Here is a 24,341-nt window from a genome sequence, read left to right as displayed (position 1 = left end):
AGCCGGTCTCAGGGCTCAGGCGCTCACCATGAAGTCGTCGGGGGTCACGGCCGCGCGGGGCGGCTGACCGGACAGGTAGCGTTCGAGCTCGTCGAGCGCGCTCTCACTCATCCGCCGGGTCTCCGATCCCAGAGATCCGGCGATGTGGGGGGTGATCATGACGTTGGGCAGGTCGTACAGCAGTGAGGTGGCGGGCAGTGGCTCCGGGTCGGTGACGTCGAGGATCGCGTCGAGCCGGCCTTGGGCGCACTCCCGCTCCAGGGCGGCGGTGTCCAGGACGGCGCCGCGCGCGGTGTTGATGACGGTGGTCCCGTCACGCAGGAGAGCGAGTTCGGGCGCCCCGATGAGGTGATGGGTGGACGGCAGCTCCGGGACGTGCAACGTGAGCACGTCACAACGCGGCAGCAACTCGGGCAGCGGGAGCAGCCGGGCGCCCAGCGCGCTCACCGCGGCGGGGTCGGCATAGGGATCGGCGACGAGGACGTCCACCTCCAGACTGCGGAGCCGGTCGACGACCCGGCGTCCCACCCGGGAGAAGCCGACGACACCGATCGTGCGCCCGCGGTTGGTCAGCTCCCCGCGACCCGCGGCGAAGGACCAGTCCGCACGCAACCGGCGCGCGTCCTGGGCGAGGAACGGAGCCTTCTTACCGGCGAAGATGACCGCGGCCAGAGTGAACTCGGCCACCGGGATCGCGTTCTCGTCGGCGGCGTTGGTGACGAGGATCCCGCGCCGCCACACCTCGTCGGTGACGAACGTGCGTACCGTCCCCGCGCAGTGGAAGATCGCCCGCAACCGTGGCGCGGCGGCCAGCCGCTCGGTCGTCAGCGGTGGGCAGCCCCACGAAGTCACCAGCACCTCGACGTCGCGCAACCGGCGGCGCACGGAGGGTGCGTCGAGGTCGGCGGTCACGATCGGATCGCCCACCTCCACCAGATCATGCAACCGGCGAAGCTGCGGCTCGTGGAACTGCACGCTGAACTTCGCGGGGTCCATGACCAGCAGGGCGGGAGGTCGTCTCACCAGTGTCCTTTCGGCGGGCAAGCGCTTACCAGTGCCGCTGATCATGTCTGATCATTACAATCACGTCAATACCTCGTTAATCAGAACGATCACGTTATCTGATCGATATTGATCGATCTCGTACCAAAGTGCGTTCGACGTGGTACGAAACGGTGACGTTAACGGCGCGATCACGATCAGGAGGAGCCATGCTCTCGCTGCGGGAGTTCGACGACCGGCGGCTCTCGCCCTACACCGGATGGACCAGGAACCACTGGGCGGCACTCGCCGACCATCTCCTCCTGTCCGCCCGGCGGTACGCATCGGCCTCGCACGCGCGCATCTCTTTCCCCGGCCCGCCGGGCGGATACGGGTCCGACGTCGACGCGCTGGAAGGGTTCGCGCGCACGTTCCTGGCAGCCGGGTTCCGGGTGGCGGGAGAGAACGGGCGTGACCCGCTGGGCCTGATGGAGTGGTACGCGCAAGGGCTCGCCACCGGGACGGATCCCCGCTCACCCGAGCGCTGGGTGCGCCTCGACGAGCACGGCCAGGCGAAGGTCGAGGCTGCGTCCCTCGCACTGGTGCTCCACCTGACGAGGCCGTGGTTGTGGGACCGGCTCGACCCGATCGTGCAGGAGCAGGTCGTCGACTACCTCGCGCCCGCGATCGGATCGGACTACCCGCCGATCAACTGGATCTGGTTCCAGATCGTGGTCGAGCAGTTCCTCGCCTCCGTCGGCGGCCCCTTCGAGCGCAAGGACATCGAGGAAGGGCTCGCGTTCACCGACGGCTTCGCCAGGGAGAACGGCTGGTACGCCGACGGCGCCGAACGCGCCTACGACCACTACGCCGGATGGGCGCTGCAGTTCTACCCGCTGATGTGGAGCGAGATGGCGGCCGGGGATCCGGCGGCGGATTCACGGCGACCGCTCTACCTGGAGCGGCTCGAACGCTACTTGCACGACGCCGTCCACCTCGTCGGCGCGGACGGATCCCCGCTGGTCCAGGGACGCAGCCTGACCTACCGGTTCGCCGCCGCCACCCAGTTCTGGACCGGCGCCCGGGCGGGGATCGCCACGCCGGCCCCCGGATTGCTGCGCCGTGCCGCCTCCGGCATCGCCCGCCACTTCACCGAACGCGGGGCGCCGGATGAGGACGGTGTCCTGACCCTGGGCTGGCACGGAGCCTGGCCCCCGATCGCCCAGTCCTACTCCGGTCCCGGCTCGCCGTACTGGGCGGCCAAGGGCTTCTTCGGCCTGTCCCTGCCGGACGACCATCCGGTGTGGACGGCCGTGGAGGAGTCGCTGCCGGTGGAGTCCGGCGACTACCACCGAGTCGTCCGCGCGCCGGGCTGGCTGGTCAGCGGCACCCGCGCCGACGGCGTCGTACGGGTGATCAACCACGGCACCGACCACTCCCACCCGGGGACGCACTTGACCGACTCGCCCCTGTACGCGCGGCTGGGCTACTCGACCGCCACCTCGCCCGTGCTCGCCGGTGAGCACGCCGCCGACCCCTTTGATCAGTCGGTGGTGCTCCTGGACGAGGACGGGCGGTCGAGTCACCGCACCGGGTTCGAGACGCTCCTCCTCGACCGCCTCCCCTCGGGAACGACGATCGGTGCCTCACGCTGGCAGGCCCACTGGGTCACCGCGGAGGGCGACGCTCGCGGGGACCACGGCTACGGGCGGCCCGGGACGGTACGCCTCGGGCCGTGGCTGGAGCTGATCTCCGCCGTGCGCGGGCCCTGGGAGCTGCGCCTGGTCCGGATACGGGCCACCGGGGTGGAGCCCGGTCGGCTGCGCGTCGGCGGATGGCCGCTCCCCGCCGCCGAACCGGTCCAGGGCGATGTCTCCGCCGTGACGAACGGCACCATGCACGCACGCGTCATGGCAGGACCGGGGCTGGACCTGTGCGGCGTGCTCTCCGCCGAGGACTCCTCGCCGCTCGCCCCGTGGACGCTCGTGCCCTGGTGCGCCACCATCGCGCCGGCGCGGCCGGACACGTGGTACGACGTGGCGGTGTTCCTCGGCGGTCAGGAGCCGGACCGGTCGCCGGTCCTGGCCTGGGACGGCCCCGCGGTCGCCCACGTGACCTGGCCGGACGGGACGGACGACCTCCTGGACACCTCCGCCGTGTTCAGCGGGCCGTGAGCACTATGACGCCGAGGACGAGCGCACGATCAGGCGTGGCTCGATGACCATGCGGTGGGTGGGGCGCTCCGGGTCGGTCAGGCGCTCTGCGAGCAGCCCGAAGGCCGCCCGCCCGATTGCCGTCTTGGGCGGGCGGACAGCGGTCAACGGCGGGTCGCACAGCTCGGCCACCTCGTCGTCGTAGGTCACGACGGCGAGATCGCCGGGCACTCGGATGCCGCGCTCCTGGCAACGTTCGACCAGGTCGATCGCCTCCGGGTCCGAGTGGACGAGCAGCGCCGTCGTCCCAGAGGCGACGCATTGGTCGATCACACTCTCGGCCGTCTTAGGCCAGTCGGGGTGGAACTGATCGACCGTCCTGACGTCCAGCGTGTCGTCCAGCGGCAGGCCGAACTCCTCGCACGCCTGCCGCCAGCCACGCCGCACGTGCGGGCTCGTGGGGCTCGGGATGGTGGTGACCAGTCCGACCCGCCGGTGACCGAGCTCGACCAGGTGCCGCACGGCCATCCCGGCTCCGAGCGCGTGATCGCTGACCACCGACTCCATCGCCTCGTGGTAAGAACCGGAGACGGCGGTGCGCTCGATGAGCACCATGGGCATGTCGGCTTCCTGCAGCCACCGCACCAGCTCCTTCCCCTCGTCGCCAGTCGTGGTGGGAGCGACCAGGAGGCCGTCCACGCCCACCGCCTCGACCAGCCGGGAGAGGTGGCGGCGCTCGTCGGTGGCCCGGTAGGTGGCGCCACGCAGGATGACGCGCGCGCCCGCCGACGCGGCGGCTTCACGGACCCCGCGGATCACGTCGGGCCAGTAATAGTTCAACGACGGCACCACCATGCCGATCGTGACCTGTGGCTCCTCCGCGTCTGCCGCGTCGGGTGCCGGCGAGTCCTCCGTTTCCGAGGCGCCGGCGAGCGTCTCGGCCACCGGCCCGTCGTGGAGCACGGCGCCGCCGCGTACCCGGCGGATGAGCCCCTGGGACGAGAGCAGCGCGATGTCGCGCCGGACGGTGATGGCCGAGACGTCCAGCTCGGTCGCCAGCTCGTTGACACGCACGACGCCGCGCCGGCGCAGCAGCTCCACCATCTGGGCGCGGCGCTCGTCCGGCAGCGCACCCGGCGAATCGGACACTGTCATTCCCACACCCCCACTCGGACCTCGAAAGCGCCCCGCGCCGTGCCGGGCAGGCGCAGCTCCAGCCTGGTCAGGCGCTCGCCCCACACCTCGGAGAGCATGGGATCTTCCAGCCTTCTGACGGTGAGCGTGGCCGTCGCGGCCCCAGGGTCCCACGCGAGGCGCACCGCCCGCGTGCCGCCCGGCGGCCGGATGACGACCTGCTCGGCGAGCGGCTGATCCACCTGCCCGTTCAGCAGGAAATGCAGCACGCTGGGGTCGCCGTCACCGGTGAAGGCCCAGGCATCCCCGACCGTCACGCGTGACGCGCCCCGATCAAGCGCCACCGTCCGCCACCACCGCTCCAGCTCAGGTACGGGATAAGCGGCGGCCAGATCCATCCGCACCTCGAACCGGCCCGGCTCGTCCACCATTTCGACGTCACGGGCCCGGAACCCGTGCCCCTGCCCCTGCGGGGCGCCGCGTACCTCGGGAACGTTGTGCCAGCTGCTCTGCATCGTCCAGATCGCGTAGCGGTCCGGCCCGAACGTCTGCGCCGTGTACGTCGGCCGTCCCGCGTCGACCAGCACGGGAACCCCGTCCACGGCGACGACGACGGACCCGACGTCATTGTGGTTGTGGTGCTCTCCGTTGTGCCCGCCCTTGACCGCGAGCGCGAGACCGTGCGCCGTACCGCCCGCCGTACGCGCGAGGCCGACCTGCGTCCCCGGCAACCAGACCCCCGCGGCAAGAGGCGGCTCGCCGCGCCCCGCACTCTGCCACTCGAGGTCGGCCAGCTCGCAGAGCGCCCGCCCGAGCTCGGCGGTGGCCGAGACCGCGCCCGCACGCTGCGACTCCGCGTGCCGGCGGGCGTCGGGCTCGCCGAGCCGGCGAGCCCAGCGGTGCGGCACCTGCCACGGCTGGCCGGCCGGCGGCCGAGCCCGCGCGTCGGCCAGGTTCAGATACCACGGCCCGCCCAGATGCATGCGGTACGGGAACCGGACCGTCTCCCGCACGACCGGTACCGACGCGGCGTCGAGCAGTCCCGACGTGGCGTGCGCCAGAAGATCGAGCGCCTCGAGCGCCCGGCCTGCCCCGTTCCACCAGTATTCGTAGCCTTCGTCCACCGAGCCGTCAGCCGGCAGCGCCGCGAGGTAACGATCGACGCCCGCCACCGCCCAGGCAACCTGGCGCGCACGCTCCAAGCCCGGCTCGGCCAGGCGGAGCGCGGCCACGAGCACGTTGCCGCAGATCCACGGGCACCAGTTGTGCACGTCGCCGTCCAGCCCCAGCCAGTGCCAGTCGCGCCGCCGGATGAATGGGTCGAGCACCCGCACGCGTACTTCGGACCGCATACGCTCCCGCAACCCCGGGTAACGCTCGGCCAGCCGGTCGCCGAGCACCTGGTCGGCCCATGCCAGCTGGGCGGCGACATCGGCGGCGCCCAGATCGAGGCACGGTGCGGCCACATCGGGGAGCACGGTCCCACGGGGCCGGCACGTGTCCTCGTGCGCCGGCCAGCACCACGAGCTCTGCTCGCACAGCTGCACGATTCCGTCGGCGGCCTCGTCCAGCCAGCCCTGCTCGCCGCTCGCCGTCGCCATCAGCACCGCCCGGGTCAGCCGGTCCTGGCGTTCGAACACCTGGCTCTCGTATCCGGTGCGGTTGCCGTCCCGGAAGTAACGCGCGTACTGCGAGGCCAGCGGCTGCGGCCAGGGTGTGCCCAGCTCCGCCTCCGCCCGCTCCCGCACCGCGACCAGGACGCCGGATCTCGAGACCCGACCCCAGTCGGGGTGCCCGGCGGCCGGCACCGGCAGTGCCGTTTCTGGCGGCAGCAGGCTCCGGACCAGGGCCTCCGGCGATATCGCAACACGCCAGGAGGCGCGCAGCGGACCGATGGCCCCGTCTCCCCGCCCGCTCTCCGTCCGGTCGCCCGGGGAGCCGGTTGCAGTGTTCGTCATGGTCCTCCTCGCGACGCCCCCCATAGTAGCGATCGAAAGTGATCGAAGTTGAATCAAATAGGTTTTTATTGGGGCAATTGATCGGAGTCTTCAATCCTGGCGGCGACGTCGCACGAATGGAGCGCACACCACGGCGACGATCCCAACGCTGAACGTGTGCCGTGACGGTGTGACGCATTACCCCAGGTCAGCGAGGACGGAGGCGAGACGTTTGAGTGCCGGCAGGCTGGCCTGGATCTGCGCCCGTTCGGCAGGCAGCAGTCTGGAGGTCCCCGCCGCGAGGTCGCCGGCCCACACGCTCTCCAGGAGCGTCTTGATCCGCAGGCTTTCCGCCGTGGGACGCAAGGTGACGCATCGCTTGTCGGCGGTCTCGCGGCCGCGGGTCACCAGGCCGAGGGCGACCAGCTCGCGCAGCGCGGTGCTGACGTTGCTCATCTGCCGGCCGAGGCGCGCGGCGACCTCGGCGACCGTGATCCCGGGATGGTCGTCGATCACGCGCAGGATGTCGAGCACCCCGCTGGACAGCGGCGGGATGCCGGTGCCTTGGTGGGATCTCCGGCGCACATGGGAGGAGATTTCGAGCAGGGCGACAGCGAGAGCCCGATGGTCGACGACCTCGGCCTGCGGGGTGTCCGTCCTGCGAACCTCCATATCCCCAGCATAGGAAGCGCCTGGCCTGCCGGGGTGTCGCCTGCCGCATTCTGGACCTGGCGCCGGGGCGCTGGGCCGACGTACGACGAGCGGGAGCTCCGCGAGACGGCGCTGTGGCGGATGTGCCTGCGGCGCCCGGGGCCGCACTGCCCGGTTACCTCCGAGAGCCGCGTTTGCCCACATGACCTGGGGTAGCGCGACAGTGAGGTACCAATGAGGTGAGACCCATGGCCGACAGACAATGGTCCATTCAGATCGACATCGCCGAGTCCGGCGATCTTGCCACCGCGTACGTCACCTTGACCAGCCCAGCCGACGTGCGGTTGACCGGGTGCGGCGAAGCCCACCGCAACCCGGCTGACCCGCCTGCCCCGCAGATCGGTGAAGAGCTGGCCGTCGGCCGCGCACTGATCGATCTGACCGGCAAACTGCTGGGCGTGGCGACCAAGGACGTCCGCGAGAACGTCCGGTCGGCCACCTGATGCTCCGACCAGCGCCCTGACCTCGGTCCAGGAGTCCTCGGCGTACGGCTCTGCGGTGCGCCGGCCAGCCTCTTACCGCCGTCAAGCGCGACATCACGAAGGAGCCCGTTGATGAACGGACAACAGGATATGATCGCGGTGCTGGTCACCGACCACCGCGAGGTCGAGGAGATGTTCAGTCGGCTGGAGCATATGGTCGGCCGGATCGATGAGAAGGCCGAGCTCCTGGCGGAGCAGGTGGTCATCGAGTTGGTGCGCCACTCGGTGGCCGAGGAGGCCTACCTGTATCCGACGGTGCGCGAGCACGTGCCGGGTGGCGATTCGCTGGCAGATGAGGAGATCGCCGAGCACGCCGCGGCCGAGCAGACGATGAAGCAGCTGGAAGGGTTGGAGTCGTCCGACACGGAATTCTGGCCCACGCTGGAGCGGTTGATGAGCCAGATCCGCCACCACATGCAGGAGGAGGAGAACGACCTGTTCCCGCGGCTGCGGCAGGCCTGTCCCGAGGCCCAGCTCCTGGAATTGGGCGGCCAGGTGATGCGGGCCAAGAAGATGGCCCCTACCCGTCCACACCCCGCCGCCCCCGACACCCCGCCGGCCAACAAACTGCTGGCCCCTGGAATCGGGCTGGTCGACCGCATACGCGATGCACTTACCGGCCGGGGTCGCTCCTGATCGAGTCATCGCAGGCGCCGGGCAGGCTGACCTGACATATGCGCCATGATGGGTTCGTGGACTTCGAGCCTTACCGTGGTGAGCTGGTGGCCTACTGCTACCGGATGCTGGGCTCGTTCCACGAGGCCGAGGACCTGGTGCAGGAGACGATGCTGCGCGCGTGGAAGGCCCGCGACCGCTACGACCACACCCGTGCGTCCGTGCGGACCTGGCTCTACCGGATCGCGACCAACGTGTGCCTGACCGCGTTGGAGGGGCGTGCGCGGCGGCCGTTGCCGTCCGGGCTGGGAGCGCCGAGCGACGACCCCGGAGCACCGCTGACGCCGGCGCTCGACATCCCCTGGCTACAGCCGTTTCCCGACGCGCGGTTCGACGTGGGGGCGCGGGCCGACCTGCGGCTGGCGCTGGTGGCGGCGATACAGGTCCTGCCGCCGCGGCAGCGTGCCGTGCTCGTGCTCCGCGAGGTGCTGGAGTTCAGCGCCGCGGAGGTCGCCACGCAGCTGGGGACCACGGCCACGGCCGTGAACAGCGCCCTGCAGCGGGCCCGCGGCGCCCTCGAGGCAGCAGGCGACGTCGGCGAGGTCGCCGAGCCGGACGATCCCGAGGTACGCGCAGTGATCCAACGGTACGTGCGGGCCTTCGAGGCGGCCGACGTCCCCGCGCTCGTGCGGCTTCTCACGGACGAGGCGGTCTTGGAGATGCCGCCGGTGCCGTTGTGGTACCGGGGCAGCCGCGACTACGGCCTGTTCATGCGCCGCGTGTTCGAGATGCGGGGGACGGGCTGGGGCATGAGGCAGCTCACCGCGAACGGGCAGCCCGCGCTCGCCGCGTACGCGCCGGAGCCGGGCGGCGGGCGTCGGCTGCACACACTCCAGGTCTTCACGGTCACCGGTGCTCGGGTCGCGCACAACGTCGTGTTCGCCGATCCACGCGTGTTCAAGGCGTTCGACCTGCCCGAACGGATTCCTTCCGACGAATTTCGCCAGGCGCGATGAGCCGGGCCGATGCCGCCGGTACGTACGGGTGAGCATCGAGCGAAAGGAACACCCATCGTGAGCGTCATCGTCATTCAGTTCATCACTCTGGACGGGATCGTGTCCGACCCTGACGGGTCCGGGGGCACGCCGACCGGAGGGTGGGCATTCCGGCACGGTCCCGAGGCCGTCGCCGGGGACAAATTCCAGCTGGGCAGCACGCTGGATGACGGCGTCATGCTGCTGGGGCGCAGGACCTGGCAGTTGTTCTCCCAGCTCTGGCCAGGGCGCGACGACCCGTTCTCCGCGCGGATGAACGCCGTGCCGAAGCTGGTCGCTTCCCGTACGCTGACAGACGCGTCGGCGTGGGTGAACTCCCAGGTCATCGACGGCGACCTCATGGACGCCGTGAAGTGTGAGCGGCGCGACGTGATCGTCGCCGGCAGCCTGAGCGTCGTGCATGCGCTGATGGCCGCGGACCTGATCGATGAGTACCGGCTATTGACCTTCCCCACGATCCTGGGCACCGGCGACCGGCTCTTTCCGGCCGACGGCCCGGCCACGTACCTGGAGTGCCGGTCCGCAGAGCAGGCCGGCGCCGCCGTCCTCGCGCGGTACGGCCGGCCGCCTCGCCCTGGAGCAGACGCCGGCGCATGACGCGCCAACCGGCCCGCTGACCCTGCGGTGAAACTTTCACCGTACGTTGCAACTTGGGCAGGTGCTCGGCATGCGGCTTGACCTGGCCGGATGACGAGCCGGCCGTTCGCGCCGCCATTGAGGGCTTCTCGCCATCGACCGCCCTGTGCTTCACTCCTCCAACGCCTCGGAAAGCGCTTACCGTAAGTCGGTAAGCGCATTCCGAGTGGTGTCCGCATGGCGCACGCCCGCACGGCGTCACGCCGTCATGCCGTCGTGTCTCAGGTTCGGCAAGCACACCTCATCGAACGGAGTTGAAGTGCGGAAACGCAGAAGTCCCTCCATCAGGCTGGCCATCACGCTGACCGCCGGTCTCATGATGACCGGTGGGCTGACGGTCTTGGCCGCCATGCCTGCTTCGGCCGCTCCCTCCAACGGCAACTACACGCTGGCCAACACCGGCAGCGGCCTGTGCGCCGCCGTACCCGGGCAGAGCACCTCCGACGGCGTTCAGCTCGTTCAGACCACCTGCGCCGGCACGGCAGGACAGGTCTTCACCGTCACCGCCTCAGGCGGCGGTTACCAGATCAAGGCTGCCCACAGCGGCAAGTGCCTCGGCGTCCGCGACGCCTCCACCAGTGCCGGCAAGCCGGTCCAGCAGGAGACCTGCACCGGGGCCGCCTCACAGACCTGGCAGCTCACCGCCTCAGGGTCCAACTACCGGGTGGTCAATACCAACGGCGGCAAGTGCCTGAACGTCAAGGACAACTCCACCGCGGTCAATGCCCTGCTCCAGCAGAACTCCTGCGACTCGGTGGCCACCAAGCAATGGGCGCTGCGGGCCGCCGGCGGCAGCACCTCGCCCGACCCGACCCCGACCGCCACCCCGACTGTCACCCCCACCGGCGGCTCTGGCGGTGGTGACGGCAGCGGTGCCTGGCCGAGCGACACCGGCAGCGTGCATCAGACGACGACCCGCAACACCGGGTCGTTCTTCGACGGTGGGATGAAGCGTTACTACGGCATCGGCGACGGCGGTCAGAGCGAGAGCCAGGATCCGATGTTCGTGGTGCCCAATGGGGGCACGATCCAGAACGTCATCATCGATGCCCCGGCCGGTGACGGTATCCACTGCGAGGGTTCGTGCACGATCCGCAACGTGTGGTGGAACGACGTCGGTGAGGATGCGGCCACGTTCAAGTCCTCCAGTTCCTCGGCGACGTACCTGGTGGACGGTGGCGGTGCCAAGTCGGGTGCGGACAAGGTGTTCCAGCACAACGGCGCCGGCACGGTGACGATCAAGAACTTCCAGGTGCACAGTTCCGGCAAGTTGTACCGGGCCTGCGGTAACTGCTCCACGTCCTATCAGCGGCACGTGGTGATGGACGGTGTCACGGCGCGGACTACCAAGGTGCTGGCCGGGATCAACACGAACTGGGGCGACACCGGGCGCTTCAGCCGGATCACGGTGTACGGCAGCGCCGTGATCTGTGAGAAGTACCGAGGTGTGCCGAAGGGCAGCGAGCCGGTGAAGATCGGCGAGGGCGCCGACGGTGTGAACTGCCTCTACTCCTCGTCCGACATCACCTACCGATAGAGGCCTCCGGTAGGCGGGTGCGGCCCGCCTACCGGCATCGGGCCGCACCCGCCATGAGGGCGCCGCGTGCCTGCGCCCGCGGCGCCTGACCGACACCATCGGAGAAAGATGATGAGACTGAGACCGTTCATCGCATGCGCCGCCCTGGCAGCAGGCGCGATCGTGGTGTTACCCGCTGCCACGGCGGCGGCGACCACTCGCTATGAGGCGGAAGCCGCTCCCGCGACGTGCGACGGCACCATCGACTCCAATCACTCCGGCTACTCGGGGACCGGTTTCTGCAACGCCGGCAACGCTGGGGGCGCGGCGGCGCAGTTCACGGTGAACGCGTCGGCCGCGGGCGCCGCGACGGTGGCGGTCCGCTACGCCAACGGGACCACGACGAGCCGGCCCGCCAGTCTCGTGATCAACGGTTCGACCGTGCAGTCGGTGTCGTTCGAGGGCACCGGCGCGTGGTCGACGTGGGTCACGAAGACGTTGACCGTTTCGGTGAACTCCGGGAGCAACACGATCCGCTTCAGCCCGACGGCTTCAAGCGGCCTGCCGAACATCGACTTCATCGACTTCACCACGGACGGCACACCACCGCCGGGCAACACCCTTTACGTCGCGACCGACGGCAGCGACAGCAACGCCGGCACGCTGGCGCAACCGCTGCGGACGATCCAGCGCGCCGTCGACCTCGCGCAGCCGGGGCACACGATCCTCGTCCGCGGCGGCACGTACGCTCCGAGCACCAACATCCAGCTGCTGAAGAACGGCACCGCGAGCGCCCCGATCACGATGACCAACTACAACGGCGAGCGGGTCGTCATCGACGGCGAGAACATGCCGCACACCCCGGCCCCGGTCGGCGGCAGCATCCCCCGCCCGGAACGCGGCGCGATCCACATCGAGGGCGATTACTGGCGGTTGATCGGCCTGGAGATCATCCACGGTCCGTACGCCGTCTTCGGCCTGGACACCAACAACAATGTCTTCGAGCGACTCATCACAAGGGACAACTACGAAAGCGGGCTGCACCTCCAGGGCGCGTCCAGCGGCAACCAGATCATCAACCTGGACGCGTACGGCAACCGTGATCCCCGCAACAACGGTGAGAGCGCCGACGGTCTGGCCATCAAGGAGGGCTCCGGCTCGGGCAACGTGGTGCGTGGCGCCAGGTTGTGGAACAACTCCGACGACGGCCTGGACTTCTGGGAGTTCCTGTCCCCGGTGACGGTGGAGAACAGCATCGCCTACGGCAACGGCTTCAACCGCTGGAACCTGCCCGATTACACCGGTGACGGCAACGGGTTCAAGCTCGGCGGCGGAGACGAGGATCTGCCGGCGGCACACGTGGTCCGCAACAGCATGGCCTGGGACAACGCCACCGGTGGTTTCATCGACAACGCCAACCCCGGCCAGATGGTGATCGACCACTGCACCGCCTGGGACAACCCCGGCACCGGCTTCGACTTCGCCGACGCCGACGCGACGCTGACCAAGAACCTCGCCGTCGCCAACGGCACCAACGTGTCGCTGGGCGCCAACTCGAGCGGTACCGGCAACTCGTGGAACATCGGCGGCAGCTGGTCCTTCACCAGTACCGACCCGAGCACCATCACGGGGCCGCGCAACGCCGACGGCTCGATCCGCACCTCCGCCTTCCTGCATCCCTCCAACGGCGCCGACGTCGGAGCCCGGCTCTGACAGCCGCCCACTGACCCGGGGCGGCAGCGTCACGTCCGATAACCGCCAGACCATCGCTGTGGCCTGCCCTAACGTTGATGAGAGCAGGTGCGAGGCAGTGCGCACCCCGCGCATGCGGCCACCGCAGCGTGATGTCTGAATGCCGCCGAGATCTGTGGCGGCGGTGGTGTCGAACAAGACACAGACGCGACGAAGGAGAGTGCGGACGGTGAGTATCTACGCGACGATCGACAGCCCGCTGGGTGAGCTGCTGCTGGTGGGTGAGAGGTCCACGGTCGCGCGCGGAGGAGTCGCGCTGGCGTCGGTGTCGTTCCTCGAGGCGGCCGGCGCGCCGGACGTCCAGCCGCAGTGGGACCGCGACCACGAGGCGTTCGCGGAGGCCGAGCGCCGGCTGCGGGAGTACTTCGCGGGCGAGCGCAGCGGCTTCGACCTGGACTACGTGGTGCCACGCGGGACGGCGTTCCAGGAGAAGGTGTGGGCTGCGCTGGAGAGCATCCCGTCCGGCAGCACGACCACCTACGGCAAGCTCGCCGAGCAGGTCGGCGCGGCCCGCGACCGGATCCGCGCGGTGGGCGCCGCCGTTGGCGCCAACCCGCTGCTGATCGTACGGCCGTGCCACCGCGTGATCGGCGCGAGCGGCGCGCTGACCGGGTATGCGGGCGGCGTCGAGCGCAAGCAGTTCCTCCTGGCTCACGAGGGCGCGCTGCAGCTCCTGCCCGCGTGACCGCACGACGGTGGGCCCGCCGGTCCGGGCCCACCCTCATCACCGCGAAAGCGACTGGAGGACCCTCATGGTGACTGCGACGACGCAGGCCCATCCGCGCGAACGCGTGGCCGCCGCCGATTGGGCCACCCTGGCCGAGGAGATGAACGCGCACGGCTGCGCGCTGACCGGCCCACTCCTGACCGCGGACGAGTGCCGCAGCATCTCCGCGCTCTACGACGAGGCCGCACTGTTCCGATCCACGATCGACATGGAACGGCTGCGGTTCGGCCGCGGCCAGTACCGCTACTTCCACCGGCCCTTCCCCGCCCTGGTCGAGGAGCTGCGGCAGGCGCTCTATCCGCGGCTACTGCCGATCGCCCGCGACTGGGCGGCCAAGCTCGGCAAGCCCGCTCCCTGGCCGGACACCTTGGACGATTGGCTGGACATGTGCCACCAGGCCGGGCAGACCAAGTCGACGCAGATCCTGCTGCGCTATCGCGACGGCGACTGGAACGCGCTGCACCGCGACCTGTACGGGGACCTGGTGTTCCCGATGCAGGTCGTGGTCGGCTTGGACGAGCCGGGCAGCGACTACAGCGGCGGGGAGTTCCTGCTGGTCGAGCAGCGGCCCAGGGCCCAGTCACGCGGCACGGTGACGTTGCTGCCCCAAGGCCACGGTCTGATCTTCACCACCCGCGACCGCCCCGTGGCCTCGGCGCGAGGCTGGTCGGCCGCACCGGTGCGGCACGGCGTCAGCACGGTACGGCGCGGCAGGCGGCACACACTCGGCCTGGTCTTCCACGACGCCGCCTGACGCGCCGACGTGACCATAGCGGTCGCGGCCGGTACCCGGCCGTACGCGGTCTGCATGGCCGGGGCCGGTGTCACGGATGGGGCGTGCGCCGGGGCATCCCGACAGGGACGGTAAGCGGCATCATGCGCTGGGACGAGAGGCGTAGGGAAGCAAGGCCATCTCGCGGGCGGTCTTGATGGCCTTGGCGATCTGGCGTTGCTGCTGAACGGTGATGCCGGTGACCCGGCGACTGCGGATCTTGCCCCGGTCGGAGACGAACTTGCGCAGCAGGTTCGTGTCCTTGTAGTCGATCTGGTCGACGTGCAGGAGCGGGTTGGGCTTGCGGCGCGGGACGCGGTGGTTCTTCACACGTTCTCCCTGAGAGTGAGGATGGCGGCGAACGGGTCGTCGTAACGGGTCCAGGCGTCGAGACCGGCGCGCTCCTCCGCCTCGGTGAGCAGGCAGGAGTCGAGCAGCGCGCGGAAGCGGTCGATGTCGAGGTCGGGGCCGGTGAAGACCAGGTGCTGGACGCGGTCGCCGCGCTCGGGGTCCCAGTCGAGGGCGGCGGCCAGCCGGCGGGCGGGGGAGACCAGGTCCCAGGCGGCCTCCGGCAGCGCGGCGAGCCAAGGGCCGGCGTCCTCGACCGAGACGATCCCGGCCACGGAGTCCCAGGCCAGCAGCTGGTCCGGCCGGGTGGCCAGCCAGAAGCGGCCGCGTGCGCGTACCGACTCGACGACCAGCTCGTCGACGGCCTCGAAGAGGCGGCCGGGATGCAGCGGGCGACGGCTGCGCCAGACCATGGTGACGATCTCGTCGGTCTGGGCGTCGTAGGGCAGCTGGGCGGTGGCGGGATCCACCCGTTCGGCGAGCTCTCCGGTGCACAGGGCCGCGCCGGTGACCGGCGGCAGGGCGTGGACGGTGTGGATAGGGCTGATGGGGGCCAGGTGGGCGAGCACTCGCCGCGACAGGTCCTGATCGTCCTCGTCGCCGCCGTGCAGCACCAGGCCGGTGGCGTACTCGAGCTGCCGGGCCAGGACCTCGGCCAGGTAACGCCGGTCCCCGGCGGCCGCGGGCTTGCCGACCTCGCTGAGTGGCTCGCCGCGGGTGATGTCCTCGGGCATGTCCTCGGCGTCCAATGCAGTGAGAACGGCGGTGAGCCGCAGCACGTCACGGGCTTCGTCGCAGTCGACGGCCTCGGCCACCGAGCGCGGCTCCACGGAGTCCCACAGGTCCACGACCAGCAGTGCCGAGCGGGGCGCCAGCATGACGAGCTGGGGGAGCAGGTCCTCGCGCACGGTGCAGGTGACGCAGCCGTGGGCGAGCCGCACCTCGGCCGTGTCCAGCACACCTGTCGTGTCGCGGACGCTGCGCTGGACGCGCCCGTGGGTGACCTCGCGCAGGTCGTGGTGGATGGCGACGGAGCCGGGATGGTCGGCAAGCAGCTGCTCGACGGCGGCGGTGCGGGCCGCGCCGTGGAGTCCCGCGACCAGGACGACGGGGGTTGGCACTGAGCCTCCAGTTGCGGTGATGAAAATCGTTGTCGTTATCATGGCACATCGCCGCAAGCAGAAAGGAGCCGCTGTGGCCAGAAATGAGCTGCGCCCCGTGATCAAACTCCGATCCACGGCAGGCACCGGCTACACATACGTGACCAGAAAGAACCGCAGAAACAACCCCGACAGGCTCACCCTCCGCAAGTACGACCCGACCATCCGCCAGCACGTGCTCTTCCGGGAGGAGCGATGAAGAAGGGCATCCACCCCGAGTACCGCCCGGTCGTCTTCCGCGATCCCGGCGCGGACTTCGCGTTCCTCACGCGCTCCACGATGACGAGCGACAAGACGATCGTGTGGACCGACGGCAACACCTACCCGGTGGTGGACGTCGACGTGTCCTCGGCGAGCCACCCCTTCTACACCGGCCGCAGCCGCGTCCTGGACACCGCCGGGCGCGTCGAGCGGTTCAAGCAGCGTTACGGAAGGACCTGATGTCCGCACACTGCCAGCTCACCGGCGTCAAGCCGGTCTTCGGCAACAACGTCTCCCATTCCCACCGGCGCACCCGGCGCCGCTGGAACCCCAACATTCAGCGCCGCCGCTACTGGCTGCCCAGCGAGGATCGCTTCGTCCAGCTCACGGTCAGTGCCCGCGCGATCAAGACCATCGACAAGATCGGCATCGAGCAGGCCGTCGCCCGGATTCGGGCCCGAGGAGAGAAGGTCTGATGGCCAAGAAGAGCAAGATCGCCGCCAACGAGCGGCGCAAGGCCGTGGTCCAGCGCTACGCGGAGCGGCGGGCCGCGCTGAAGGAGATCGTCCGTACCGGCACCCCGCAGGAACGGGACCAGGCTGTGCGCGAGCTCGCCCGCCAGCCTCGCGACGCCAGCGCCACCCGCGTGCGCAACCGCGACTCCGTCGACGGCCGCCCCCGCGGGCACCTGACCAAGTTCGGCCTTTCGCGGGTGCGCTTCCGCGAGATGGCCCATCGCGGGGAGCTGCCCGGCATCACGAAGGCGAGCTGGTAACCATGGCCGTACCCAAGCGCAAGACCTCGCGCAGCAACACCCGCCACCGGCGCAGCCAGTGGAAGGCCACCGCGCCCGACCTGGTGCCGATCACCTTGAACGGCCGGCAACTGCTCGTGCCGCGCCCGCTCGTCCGCGCCTACCAGCGTGGGTTGATCACCATCGATTGAGGTGACCCGGTCACCGGCGCGCGCACGAGCGCCTGGTGCAGCCGCGGGCGGTGGTGCCGCCCGCGGCCGCCGTCAGATCATTGGACGGTTATCTTGTCCACTTCGACGGTGATTCCCCGGACCTGCGGTGTGGAGGTGGCCGTCGTCACCTTGCCGACCCCCGTGCTGACCCCCTTGACCTTCATCGAGTACGTCAGGGTGCCGCCGGGAACCGCGGGTGTGCTCCGGACGACGAGGTCCTCGGTGGGCGGCCCGGTGATCTGGTCGCCCGCGGTGCCCTCCTCGTTCTCGGCGCCCACGGTCAGGCCGTAGCTCGCCGGAGGCGCGCCGGGGAGGTTGGCCGGGTCGTAGGCGTAGCTGACGTCCTCGGCGCCGTTGAGCCCGATCCACTGCTGGAACACCTTGGTGTCGGTGGTGCCGAAGAGGTTCAGCCGCCACTCCACCACCAGCCAGCGGTTGGGTCCGTCGGTCAGGATCGTGGCGAGGATGCCCGGGGCGCCGGTGCCGTCGAGGTCGGTCCAGTAGGGGGCGAGCACGCCGTTCGGGCGCGCCGGGTCGGGCAGCGTTTGCGGGGTGAACGTGATGTCGCCGGACGTGGCGCCGCCCGCGACGCTGTAGCCGTTGGAGGTCACGCCGAGCCTGGTGTAGCTCTGGCCGGCGAAGGTGAACGCGGGAAGGGTGAAGTTCACCGCCTGCTCGTCACCGACCGGGATCGGGGTGACGCCGAAGGAGTCCAGCGGGACGTACCCGGCCGGTCCCGCGCCCGGTGCGATCGTCGGCCTGGCGGGCTGCCTGGCGGCCAGCGTCGCCTTGGTGGTCGCGACCTGAGTGCCGATCTTGTTAGCTCCCGTGACGCTGTTCAGGCGCAGGCGGGAGTCGAGCGTGCTGAGTGCGGTCACTTCCGCGTTCTGGAGCGTGTTGTTCTGCACGGTGACCGTGCAGGTGGACTCGCCGGTGTTCCTCGCGATGGTGTCCGGCGCGCAGGTCTGGTCGACCGGCACCGCGCCCTCCTTACGGAAGAACGCGACCGGCAGGTGCAGCGCGCGGGAGCCACCGACCTGCTTGAGGTCCACCTGACCGAAGTACTGCCCGTCGGGCAGCTCGGGCGCGGTGATGACCACGCTCAGCTTGGCGCTCTTGCCTGGCGCGACGGAGAAGCGCGGCGGCAGCACCGTGATGTCGGCGCCACTGACGGTCTTGCCCGAGGTCGTGAACGTGAGCGTCCTGTTCGTCACGTTCGTGACCGTGCGCTTGGCGGTGATGACGCCCGGCATGGTGGGGGCGTTCACCGAGGGCAGGTTGAGGTCGATCCGGTTGAGCGGGTCGGCGGCGGAGGCGACGAAGCGAGCCGCGCTCTCGTCCAGCGTCAGTCCGGGGTCGCCGGCCTTGTTCAGGTCGATGCGCCCGCCACCCATGTCGAACGGGTCCGCCGGAGTGGTCCGGTCCTGCTTGGTGACCGCGGTCTTCGCCGTGGTCTCCAGCGCCGACTTCACCTGACCGGGTGTCCAGCCGGGATGCAGGGCGAACAGCAGCGCGGCCGCCCCCGCCACGTGTGGCGCCGACATCGAGGTGCCCGAGATGACCTGATAGAGGTTGCCCGGCGGTCCTTCGATCGGCGATTCCGGGGTCGGGGTCATGCCCGCCATGATGTGCAGCCCGGGCGCGGTGACGTCCGGTTTGAGGAAGTCCCCGCCGGGGCCGCGCGAGGAGAAGTGCGTGATCGCGTCGCCCTGCCAGCTGCTCTTGGCGCCCTGGGTGAAGGACGCGGCCGCGTCCGGGTGCGCGGACAGGAAGCTCAGCAGGGTGTCGGCCTCCGGCTTGTCGACGTGCACCGACGGGATCCAGTGGGCGTCGGTGAAGACGTCGAACGGGAAGCTGTTGTAGAGGATCATCCCGGCCGCGCCGCCCTGCATGACGTTGTAGCCCTTCAGCACCCGATTCGGGCCACGTTCGCAGGCGACGATCTTGCCGGTGAACAACCCGGCGGGCGCCGGGGCGTCACACAGCGGCCGTGAGTACGGCGGCGCCGAGGCGAGCACCACGGGCAGCGGCGAGCCGATCCCCGGCGTGATGGAGGCACCCTTGATCGTCGCCGTGGCACCGCCGCCGGTCAGCGTGATCGTGGACTGAAACGTCCTGGTCTGCGTGGAGGCGGCCACCGTGGTCGTCCAGGGCCCGAGGTGGTCGGTGGTGTCCGGGCCGGGCCCGGAGTTGCCCGCCGACGCCGAGACCAGCACGCCTGCCGCGTACGCGTCGAGGAACGCCAGCTCCACCGGATCGCTGTACGGGTCGCTGCCGCCGGAGATCGAGAAGTTGATGACCCGCACGCCGTCCAGGATGGCCCGCGCCACCGCCTGCGCCGAGTCCGAGGGGAAGCAGCCCTCCGCGCCGCACACCTTGTAGACCGAGACCGCGGCGCCGGGCGCGATGCCGTGGATGGGGCCCCGGCTGATGCCCAGCGGGTTCGCGTCGGCCACCGGGCCGCCGGCAGATGTGCTGGCGGTATGGGTGCCGTGGCCGTTGGAGTCACGGGCGCTGTCGGGATAGACCTCGCCGCCGAAGACCGCGTTGTACGTCTCCAGGAACGGCTGCCCGCCGATCAGCTTGTTGTTGCAGGTGAACGGGTCGTTGGCGGGAGTCGTCGGGTTGTCGCCGAAGTCGCAGACCCGTGACGTGCCGTCCTTGGTGGGGCCGGGATCGGGCAGGCCGGACCTGGTGGCGAAAGACGGGTGCTCGGGCCAGGCGCCGGTGTCCAGGACCCCCACGATCACGCCCTTGCCGGCCGATTCGCTGCCGCCGAGCCGGTTGTAGACGGTGCCGGCGCCGATGAAGGCCGGGCTGGAGTCGGTGAGCAACTGCTGGGGCTTGTCCTCCTGTACGGCGACCGCGCCGGGCAGCTTCAGCACCTCGGCCGCCTTGTTGCCCGGGATGCGGAGCGCGATGCCGCCGTACACCGTCCTGATCCGCTGGCCGACCACGGCCCCGGGGACGTTCCTGGCCAGCTCGCTCAGGAAGGCGTTCTCGACCTCCTGGATGTGCTCGCCGTACCGCCTGGCCTCGGCGCTCCTGGTGTCGAGAGCCCTGCCCGTGACGGCAGGGCTCGTACCCGGCAGACCGGGCAGGCCGCCCTGGTAGGCGGCCAGTGAGTCGTAGTCGAGCTTGACCACGACGTTGACCGGCGTCGGGGACGTGTTGCGCAGCAGAGCCTGGTCGCTCTTGGCGAGCTTGCCGGTGGGGGACTTGGCTCCGTCGACGACCTCGGCGGGGGTGAGGGGAGTGGCCGTCCACTGTTTGGCCGGCGGGGACGGTGTCGGGGTGGCCAGGGCCGTCGCCGGGCCCATGGCCACCGCGACGCTCAGGCCGACGGCGACCGGGACAAGCCGCCGCGCGCGGGATAAGAGGGTGCTGGATGACACGAAGTACCTCCTCGTCGAGGGGCTGCGTGGACTCGCCAGGCCCTCGAGGAGGCGTCATGTCACCCCGGTTCAGTGGCGCACCGGAGAGATCACTGACCCTCCCCGGCGGGTGACGAGCGCAACGGGCGCCCGTAGGGGCGCTCGGTTCCGAACCGGAGTGTAAGCAGAGATCATCTGACCGGGAACCCTACTGACTTGCCAGAATCCTGTCGGCAATCCGGCACATTTCGCGATCGACACCGACCCCTTTCTGTTGCTGTCACACGGGGGCGTCATGCCGCGCGTGGCGTACACGTTGCGCAACCTGCGTTCCACTCGTTCAGGGGCGCCCATAGGCGGCGAGGAACACCTCGGCCGCTCGGTCGGCGATGTGTTCGAGTTCGTCGGCGGCCGGCCGCGCCGCGGTGCCGGCGAACATCACTTGGTTCATCGGCTTGTACATGACGAGCCCGGCGAACTGGTAGGCGGCCAACGTCGGGTCGGGAAGCTCACGGAGCATCCCGCGGTCGGCCAGCTGCGTCATCGATTCGCCCAGCAGCACCAGCGCCGGGTGGAAGGCGCCTTCGAACCAGGCCGCGGAGACGTCGGGGAACCTATCGGCCTCGGCGATGACCAGGCGTCGCAGCTGGAGAACGTCCGGCTGCGTGAGGCTGTCGAGAAGGCGCCGAGCGAGGTCACGGAAGGCCTGCCGCACGTCGGCGGCCTCATCGAGAGTGTTCGCGTAGGCCTGCGCGAGTCCTTCCACCAACTGGACGGTGGTGCCGAGAATGATCTCGGCGAAGAGATGTTCCTTGTCCTCGAACTGCTTGTAAACGGTTTGCTTGGAGACCGCGGCCCGGGCGGCCACCTCGTCCATGCTGGCGCCGAGGTAGCCGTGTCGCAGGAACACCTCGGTGGCCGCATTCAGGATCGCCCGCCGTTTCCGCGCGGTACGACCCTCCTCGGCGCCGGCCGCGCCCTGCCTCGGCTTGACGGCCCCCGGCTGGTCGGTGCCCAGTAGTCGGTCCACTATGCCTCCTCGAACCCGCGAGAAACCATACTAGACAGTTCCGTACTGGGAACACCACCAAGACCGGCCCCGCCTTCGAGTACGAGTCAGCTCTGGCAGCCGCACCCGCCGGCGGTCTTGGCCTGCTCGACGGTGAGCGCCGGATCCTCGGCACGCTCGCCAGGGGTGCAGCAGGCCGACACCCCGCAGCAGGATCCGCGAGCTCCGTCGCGCCGGGGCGTGGACTGCGTCACGCTGGTCGTCGCCGGCACGCCCTGGCCGGCCTCGGCGGGCTTGACGGCGCGGACGATGGCCGAGTGCATGCCGTCGGCGACCTGGTGGGTGGAGGTGATGGTGATGTCGGTGAAGCCGGCCGCCTGCAGCCCGGCCCGGTATTCGGCGAACGACAGGGCGCCGGCGATGCAGCCGACGTAGTCGCCGCGCTCGGCCCGCTGGGCGGGGGCGAGGGCGTCGTCGGCGACGACGTCGGAGACGCCGAGGCGGCCGCCGGGCATCAGCACCCGGTAGGTCTCGGTGAACACCGCGTCCTTGTCCACCGACAGGTTGATGACGCAGTTGGAGATGACCACATCCACGCTGGCGGCCGGCAGCGGGATGGACTCGATCGTGCCCTTGAGGAACTCCACGTTCGCCGCGCCCGCCCTGGCGGCGTTGGCGCGCGCCAAGGCGAGCATCTCCTCGGTCATGTCCAGCCCGTATGCCTTACCGGTCGGGCCCACCCGGCGGGCCGACAGCAGCACATCGATGCCGCCGCCCGAGCCCAGGTCCAGCACCCGCTCGCCCTCGCGCAACTCGGCGACGGCCGTGGGGTTGCCACAGCCCAGGGAGGCCGCCACCGCCTCGGCGGGCAGACCCTCGCGCTCGTCGGCGGCGTACAGGGCCGCGCCGAAGCCCTCCTCGATCTCTTGCGGTCCGCAACAGCCGGCTCCTCCGGCAGTGACCGCCGTCGCGGCCGCCGCGTATCGCTCGCGTACCTGCTCGCGCAGTTGAACGGACTGCTCGCTCATCACACGCTCCCGTCTGGAAGGGATCCGGGCTGACGCGGCTCGCCCTTGACCTGAACGGTGCCGCCGCCTTGTATCGATGTCTGTCAAATCAAGCATCGCGCGCTGCTTAGAAACATGTCAATATAGAAGCCTGTCGAATCAAAGGGCGTCGGTCCTCGACCCCGACGCCCGCCGCGAACAGTGCAGGAGATCGTTATAGGAGAATGTCACTGCAAAGTTGCCATGACATGTCGATATCGAACTATCATCGCTATATGGCGATTGATAGTGATGCCGGTCCGTGTGTCGGCGCGGACATCGCCGCCGGCATCCCCCCGGCGGCCGCGCTGTTCCACTCCCTGGCCGATGAGAACCGGCTGCGCATCGTGCAACGCCTGGCCCGCGGCGAGGCCCGAGTGGTGGACCTCGTCGCCGAGCTCGGCCTGGCCCAGTCCACCGTCTCCAAGCACCTGGCCTGCCTGCGCGACTGCCATCTGGTCGACTATCGCGCCGAAGGCCGCCAGTCCTTCTACTCCCTCACCAGGCCCGAACTGATGGACCTGCTCGCCTCAGCCGAGCAGCTGCTGGCCGCCACCGGCCACGCGGTCGCGCTGTGTCCCGCCCCCGCCCCCGCCCCCGCCCCCGGCTCCGTCGCCCGCCCGATCGGCGTCGCCGGCGTCCACCGCAGGCTGCCGGCGGGGGAAGTGGTGGCATGACCTCAGTCCACCTCTCCGGCCTGAGCCCCTCCCCGGCGCGGCGCGCGCTGCTGCAGCGCCGCGTCCGGCTGCTGGTGACCGCCACCATCACCTACAACGTGATCGAAGCCGCGGTGGCCATCACCGCCGGCACCATCGCGTCCTCCGCCGCCCTCATCGGCTTCGGCCTCGACTCGATCGTCGAGGTCGCCTCGGCCGCCGCGGTGGCCTGGCAGTTCTCCGCCGCCGACCACGAGAAGCGGGAACGGGCCGCGCTGCGCGTCATCGCGATCTCCTTCTTCGCGCTGGCCGCCTACGTCACCTTCGACGCCGTCCGGGCGCTGCTCGGTGTCGGGGAGGCCGAGCACTCTGCGGCGGGCCTGGTCCTGGCCGCCGTGTCGCTGGTCGTCATGCCGTTCCTGTCGCAGGCGCAACGCCGGGCCGGGCGGGAGCTCGGCTCCGCCTCCGCGGTGGCCGACTCCAAGCAGACCTTGCTGTGCACCTACCTGTCGGCGGTCCTGCTCGTGGGGCTGGCGCTCAACAGCCTGTTCGGCTGGTCCTGGGCCGACCCGATCGCGGCCCTGGTCATCGCCGCCGTCGCGGTCAAGGAAGGTCGCGAGGCCTGGCGTGGGGACGTCTGCTGCGCGGTCCCCGCCGACACCGTGTCCGGCGGCACCGTCTCCTCCGGGGCCGACGGGTGCGCCGACGGCTGCTGCTCATCCACTCAGGAGAACAAGCGATGATCGGACGCCCGCCGGTCCTCGTGCCGCCTATCGCGCCGCTGATCCCGGAGGCGTGCTGGTCGGGTAGCGGGCGGCGATTGAGGTTGACAAGCCGGACGGCGTACGTCATCCTGAAAATGCGACCCGGTAAGACGGGTCCACTTTAGCGTGGACAAATTAAATCAGAGCGAGTACGCTCGTGCTTCCACGCTGCCTTCTCGACAGCCCGCTCTGTTTGCTCACGTTGCGAGGTTGTCTGGTGTGCGTGTAGTCAGTCCGCCGCGAGCCCTCGGAAGGACATCTGTTGGCAGCCTCGCGCAACGCCTCCGCCGTACCCGCTGGTCCCCGTCGCGTCTCTTTTTCGCGTATCCAGGAGCCTCTCGAAGTT

The 24,341-nt window shown here is 70.0% G+C and carries 25 protein-coding genes; 16 read left to right on the top strand and 9 right to left on the bottom strand.

What is annotated here, in order from left to right; all coding sequences use genetic code 11:
- Positions 1-15 precede the first annotated feature (15 nt).
- Entirely contained in the window at positions 16-1,023 is a 1,008-nt protein-coding gene (locus ACTWPT_RS04620) for a hydroxyacid dehydrogenase (protein WP_443175970.1), read from the bottom strand.
- Positions 1,024-1,211: 188 nt separating this feature from the next.
- Between ACTWPT_RS04620 and ACTWPT_RS04615 the strand changes: the two genes are divergently transcribed.
- Entirely contained in the window at positions 1,212-3,155 is a 1,944-nt protein-coding gene (locus ACTWPT_RS04615) for a DUF2264 domain-containing protein (protein ID WP_443175969.1), read from the top strand.
- Between the two features lie 3 nt (positions 3,156-3,158).
- Here the strand turns inward: ACTWPT_RS04615 and ACTWPT_RS04610 are convergent, their stop codons facing one another.
- The 3 genes from ACTWPT_RS04610 to ACTWPT_RS04600 form a co-directional block, all read right to left on the bottom strand.
- Complete coding sequence (locus ACTWPT_RS04610) at positions 3,159-4,289, bottom strand: substrate-binding domain-containing protein (RefSeq protein ID WP_443175968.1); 1,131 nt, start codon at positions 4,287-4,289, stop codon at positions 3,159-3,161.
- Positions 4,286-6,226, bottom strand: a complete 1,941-nt coding sequence (locus ACTWPT_RS04605) for a heparinase II/III domain-containing protein (RefSeq protein ID WP_443175967.1) — start codon at positions 6,224-6,226, stop codon at positions 4,286-4,288. Before ACTWPT_RS04605 ends, ACTWPT_RS04610 begins: the two co-directional genes overlap by 4 nt.
- A 177-nt stretch (positions 6,227-6,403) precedes the next feature.
- Positions 6,404-6,877, bottom strand: a complete 474-nt coding sequence (locus ACTWPT_RS04600) for a MarR family winged helix-turn-helix transcriptional regulator (RefSeq protein ID WP_443175966.1) — start codon at positions 6,875-6,877, stop codon at positions 6,404-6,406.
- 227 nt (positions 6,878-7,104) lie between these two features.
- On the opposite strand from ACTWPT_RS04600, the gene ACTWPT_RS04595 reads away from it, so the two are divergent.
- The 8 genes from ACTWPT_RS04595 to ACTWPT_RS04560 all read left to right on the top strand — a co-directional run bounded on the left by ACTWPT_RS04595 (position 7,105) and on the right by ACTWPT_RS04560 (position 14,453).
- Positions 7,105-7,359 (top strand): dsRBD fold-containing protein, encoded by a 255-nt coding sequence (locus ACTWPT_RS04595; protein ID WP_443175965.1) that lies wholly within the window; start codon positions 7,105-7,107, stop codon positions 7,357-7,359.
- 111 nt (positions 7,360-7,470) lie between these two features.
- Positions 7,471-8,034, top strand: coding sequence for a hemerythrin domain-containing protein (locus ACTWPT_RS04590; protein WP_443175964.1), 564 nt, complete (start codon positions 7,471-7,473; stop codon positions 8,032-8,034).
- A gap of 56 nt (positions 8,035-8,090) precedes the next feature.
- Positions 8,091-9,029, top strand: coding sequence for a sigma-70 family RNA polymerase sigma factor (locus tag ACTWPT_RS04585; protein WP_443175963.1), 939 nt, complete (start codon positions 8,091-8,093; stop codon positions 9,027-9,029).
- 57 nt (positions 9,030-9,086) lie between these two features.
- Positions 9,087-9,665, top strand: a complete 579-nt coding sequence (locus ACTWPT_RS04580) for a dihydrofolate reductase family protein (protein WP_443175962.1) — start codon at positions 9,087-9,089, stop codon at positions 9,663-9,665.
- A 298-nt stretch (positions 9,666-9,963) separates the two neighbouring features.
- Complete coding sequence (locus tag ACTWPT_RS04575) at positions 9,964-11,241, top strand: pectate lyase (RefSeq protein WP_443175961.1); 1,278 nt, start codon at positions 9,964-9,966, stop codon at positions 11,239-11,241.
- Between the two features lie 108 nt (positions 11,242-11,349).
- Entirely contained in the window at positions 11,350-12,933 is a 1,584-nt protein-coding gene (locus ACTWPT_RS04570) for a right-handed parallel beta-helix repeat-containing protein (protein ID WP_443175960.1), read from the top strand.
- 208 nt (positions 12,934-13,141) lie between these two features.
- On the top strand, positions 13,142-13,657 hold the full coding sequence (locus ACTWPT_RS04565) for a methylated-DNA--[protein]-cysteine S-methyltransferase (protein WP_443175959.1): 516 nt from the start codon (positions 13,142-13,144) through the stop codon (positions 13,655-13,657).
- Positions 13,658-13,724: 67 nt separating this feature from the next.
- Positions 13,725-14,453 (top strand): 2OG-Fe(II) oxygenase, encoded by a 729-nt coding sequence (locus ACTWPT_RS04560; protein ID WP_443175958.1) that lies wholly within the window; start codon positions 13,725-13,727, stop codon positions 14,451-14,453.
- Between the two features lie 120 nt (positions 14,454-14,573).
- Here the strand turns inward: ACTWPT_RS04560 and rpsR are convergent, their stop codons facing one another.
- Together rpsR and ACTWPT_RS04550 are read right to left on the bottom strand one after the other, a co-directional pair.
- Positions 14,574-14,801 carry a 30S ribosomal protein S18 gene (rpsR, locus tag ACTWPT_RS04555; RefSeq protein ID WP_443175957.1) on the bottom strand — a complete coding sequence of 76 codons (228 nt, stop codon included), beginning with the start codon at positions 14,799-14,801 and terminating at the stop codon, positions 14,574-14,576.
- On the bottom strand, positions 14,798-15,940 hold the full coding sequence (locus ACTWPT_RS04550) for a CobW family GTP-binding protein (protein ID WP_443175956.1): 1,143 nt from the start codon (positions 15,938-15,940) through the stop codon (positions 14,798-14,800). Before ACTWPT_RS04550 ends, rpsR begins: the two co-directional genes overlap by 4 nt.
- A gap of 73 nt (positions 15,941-16,013) precedes the next feature.
- Between ACTWPT_RS04550 and rpmG the strand changes: the two genes are divergently transcribed.
- From rpmG to rpmF, 5 genes are read left to right on the top strand one after another with little or no spacing between them, the layout of a single operon-like run.
- Positions 16,014-16,178 (top strand): 50S ribosomal protein L33, encoded by a 165-nt coding sequence (gene rpmG, locus ACTWPT_RS04545; RefSeq protein ID WP_433002009.1) that lies wholly within the window; start codon positions 16,014-16,016, stop codon positions 16,176-16,178.
- On the top strand, positions 16,175-16,420 hold the full coding sequence (locus tag ACTWPT_RS04540) for a type B 50S ribosomal protein L31 (RefSeq protein WP_443175955.1): 246 nt from the start codon (positions 16,175-16,177) through the stop codon (positions 16,418-16,420). The genes rpmG and ACTWPT_RS04540 overlap by 4 nt, the downstream gene beginning before the upstream one ends.
- Positions 16,420-16,656, top strand: a complete 237-nt coding sequence (gene rpmB, locus ACTWPT_RS04535; RefSeq protein ID WP_327588338.1) for a 50S ribosomal protein L28 — start codon at positions 16,420-16,422, stop codon at positions 16,654-16,656. Before ACTWPT_RS04540 ends, rpmB begins: the two co-directional genes overlap by 1 nt.
- Positions 16,656-16,955 (top strand): 30S ribosomal protein S14, encoded by a 300-nt coding sequence (gene rpsN, locus ACTWPT_RS04530; RefSeq protein WP_443175954.1) that lies wholly within the window; start codon positions 16,656-16,658, stop codon positions 16,953-16,955. The genes rpmB and rpsN overlap by 1 nt, the downstream gene beginning before the upstream one ends.
- Positions 16,956-16,957: 2 nt before the next feature.
- Complete coding sequence (gene rpmF / locus ACTWPT_RS04525; RefSeq protein WP_443175953.1) at positions 16,958-17,125, top strand: 50S ribosomal protein L32; 168 nt, start codon at positions 16,958-16,960, stop codon at positions 17,123-17,125.
- Positions 17,126-17,202: 77 nt separating this feature from the next.
- On the opposite strand, the gene ACTWPT_RS04520 is transcribed toward rpmF, so the two are convergent.
- The 3 genes from ACTWPT_RS04520 to arsM all read right to left on the bottom strand — a co-directional run bounded on the left by ACTWPT_RS04520 (position 17,203) and on the right by arsM (position 22,557).
- Positions 17,203-20,541 carry a S8 family serine peptidase gene (locus ACTWPT_RS04520; protein ID WP_443175952.1) on the bottom strand — a complete coding sequence of 1,113 codons (3,339 nt, stop codon included), beginning with the start codon at positions 20,539-20,541 and terminating at the stop codon, positions 17,203-17,205.
- A gap of 319 nt (positions 20,542-20,860) precedes the next feature.
- Entirely contained in the window at positions 20,861-21,550 is a 690-nt protein-coding gene (locus ACTWPT_RS04515; RefSeq protein WP_443175951.1) for a TetR/AcrR family transcriptional regulator C-terminal domain-containing protein, read from the bottom strand.
- Positions 21,551-21,636: 86 nt separating this feature from the next.
- Positions 21,637-22,557, bottom strand: a complete 921-nt coding sequence (arsM, locus tag ACTWPT_RS04510) for an arsenite methyltransferase (protein ID WP_443175950.1) — start codon at positions 22,555-22,557, stop codon at positions 21,637-21,639.
- Between the two features lie 254 nt (positions 22,558-22,811).
- Between arsM and ACTWPT_RS04505 the strand changes: the two genes are divergently transcribed.
- Both ACTWPT_RS04505 and ACTWPT_RS04500 read left to right on the top strand, forming a co-directional pair.
- Positions 22,812-23,252 (top strand): ArsR/SmtB family transcription factor, encoded by a 441-nt coding sequence (locus ACTWPT_RS04505; RefSeq protein ID WP_443175949.1) that lies wholly within the window; start codon positions 22,812-22,814, stop codon positions 23,250-23,252.
- Positions 23,249-23,974 (top strand): cation transporter, encoded by a 726-nt coding sequence (locus ACTWPT_RS04500; RefSeq protein ID WP_443175948.1) that lies wholly within the window; start codon positions 23,249-23,251, stop codon positions 23,972-23,974. The genes ACTWPT_RS04505 and ACTWPT_RS04500 overlap by 4 nt, the downstream gene beginning before the upstream one ends.
- Positions 23,975-24,341: the final 367 nt, after the last annotated feature.

This window comes from Nonomuraea sp. 3N208, from assembly GCF_052245935.1.
Taxonomy (GTDB): Bacteria; Actinomycetota; Actinomycetes; order Streptosporangiales; family Streptosporangiaceae; genus Nonomuraea.
Note: the sequence above shows the minus strand (reverse complement) of the source record. Positions and strands in the feature narration are given on the sequence as shown.

Coding starts and splice junctions, on each gene's coding strand:
- ACTWPT_RS04615 (WP_443175969.1), top strand. CDS start 1,212: ATGCTCTCGCTGCGGGAGTTCGACGACCGGCGGCTCTCGCCCTACACC.
- ACTWPT_RS04610 (WP_443175968.1), bottom strand. CDS start 4,289: ATGACAGTGTCCGATTCGCCGGGTGCGCTGCCGGACGAGCGCCGCGCC.
- ACTWPT_RS04605 (WP_443175967.1), bottom strand. CDS start 6,226: ATGACGAACACTGCAACCGGCTCCCCGGGCGACCGGACGGAGAGCGGG.
- ACTWPT_RS04600 (WP_443175966.1), bottom strand. CDS start 6,877: ATGGAGGTTCGCAGGACGGACACCCCGCAGGCCGAGGTCGTCGACCAT.
- ACTWPT_RS04595 (WP_443175965.1), top strand. CDS start 7,105: ATGGCCGACAGACAATGGTCCATTCAGATCGACATCGCCGAGTCCGGC.
- ACTWPT_RS04590 (WP_443175964.1), top strand. CDS start 7,471: ATGAACGGACAACAGGATATGATCGCGGTGCTGGTCACCGACCACCGC.
- ACTWPT_RS04570 (WP_443175960.1), top strand. CDS start 11,350: ATGATGAGACTGAGACCGTTCATCGCATGCGCCGCCCTGGCAGCAGGC.
- ACTWPT_RS04560 (WP_443175958.1), top strand. CDS start 13,725: ATGGTGACTGCGACGACGCAGGCCCATCCGCGCGAACGCGTGGCCGCC.
- ACTWPT_RS04540 (WP_443175955.1), top strand. CDS start 16,175: ATGAAGAAGGGCATCCACCCCGAGTACCGCCCGGTCGTCTTCCGCGAT.
- rpmB (WP_327588338.1), top strand. CDS start 16,420: ATGTCCGCACACTGCCAGCTCACCGGCGTCAAGCCGGTCTTCGGCAAC.
- rpsN (WP_443175954.1), top strand. CDS start 16,656: ATGGCCAAGAAGAGCAAGATCGCCGCCAACGAGCGGCGCAAGGCCGTG.
- rpmF (WP_443175953.1), top strand. CDS start 16,958: ATGGCCGTACCCAAGCGCAAGACCTCGCGCAGCAACACCCGCCACCGG.
- arsM (WP_443175950.1), bottom strand. CDS start 22,557: ATGAGCGAGCAGTCCGTTCAACTGCGCGAGCAGGTACGCGAGCGATAC.
- ACTWPT_RS04505 (WP_443175949.1), top strand. CDS start 22,812: ATGGCGATTGATAGTGATGCCGGTCCGTGTGTCGGCGCGGACATCGCC.
- ACTWPT_RS04500 (WP_443175948.1), top strand. CDS start 23,249: ATGACCTCAGTCCACCTCTCCGGCCTGAGCCCCTCCCCGGCGCGGCGC.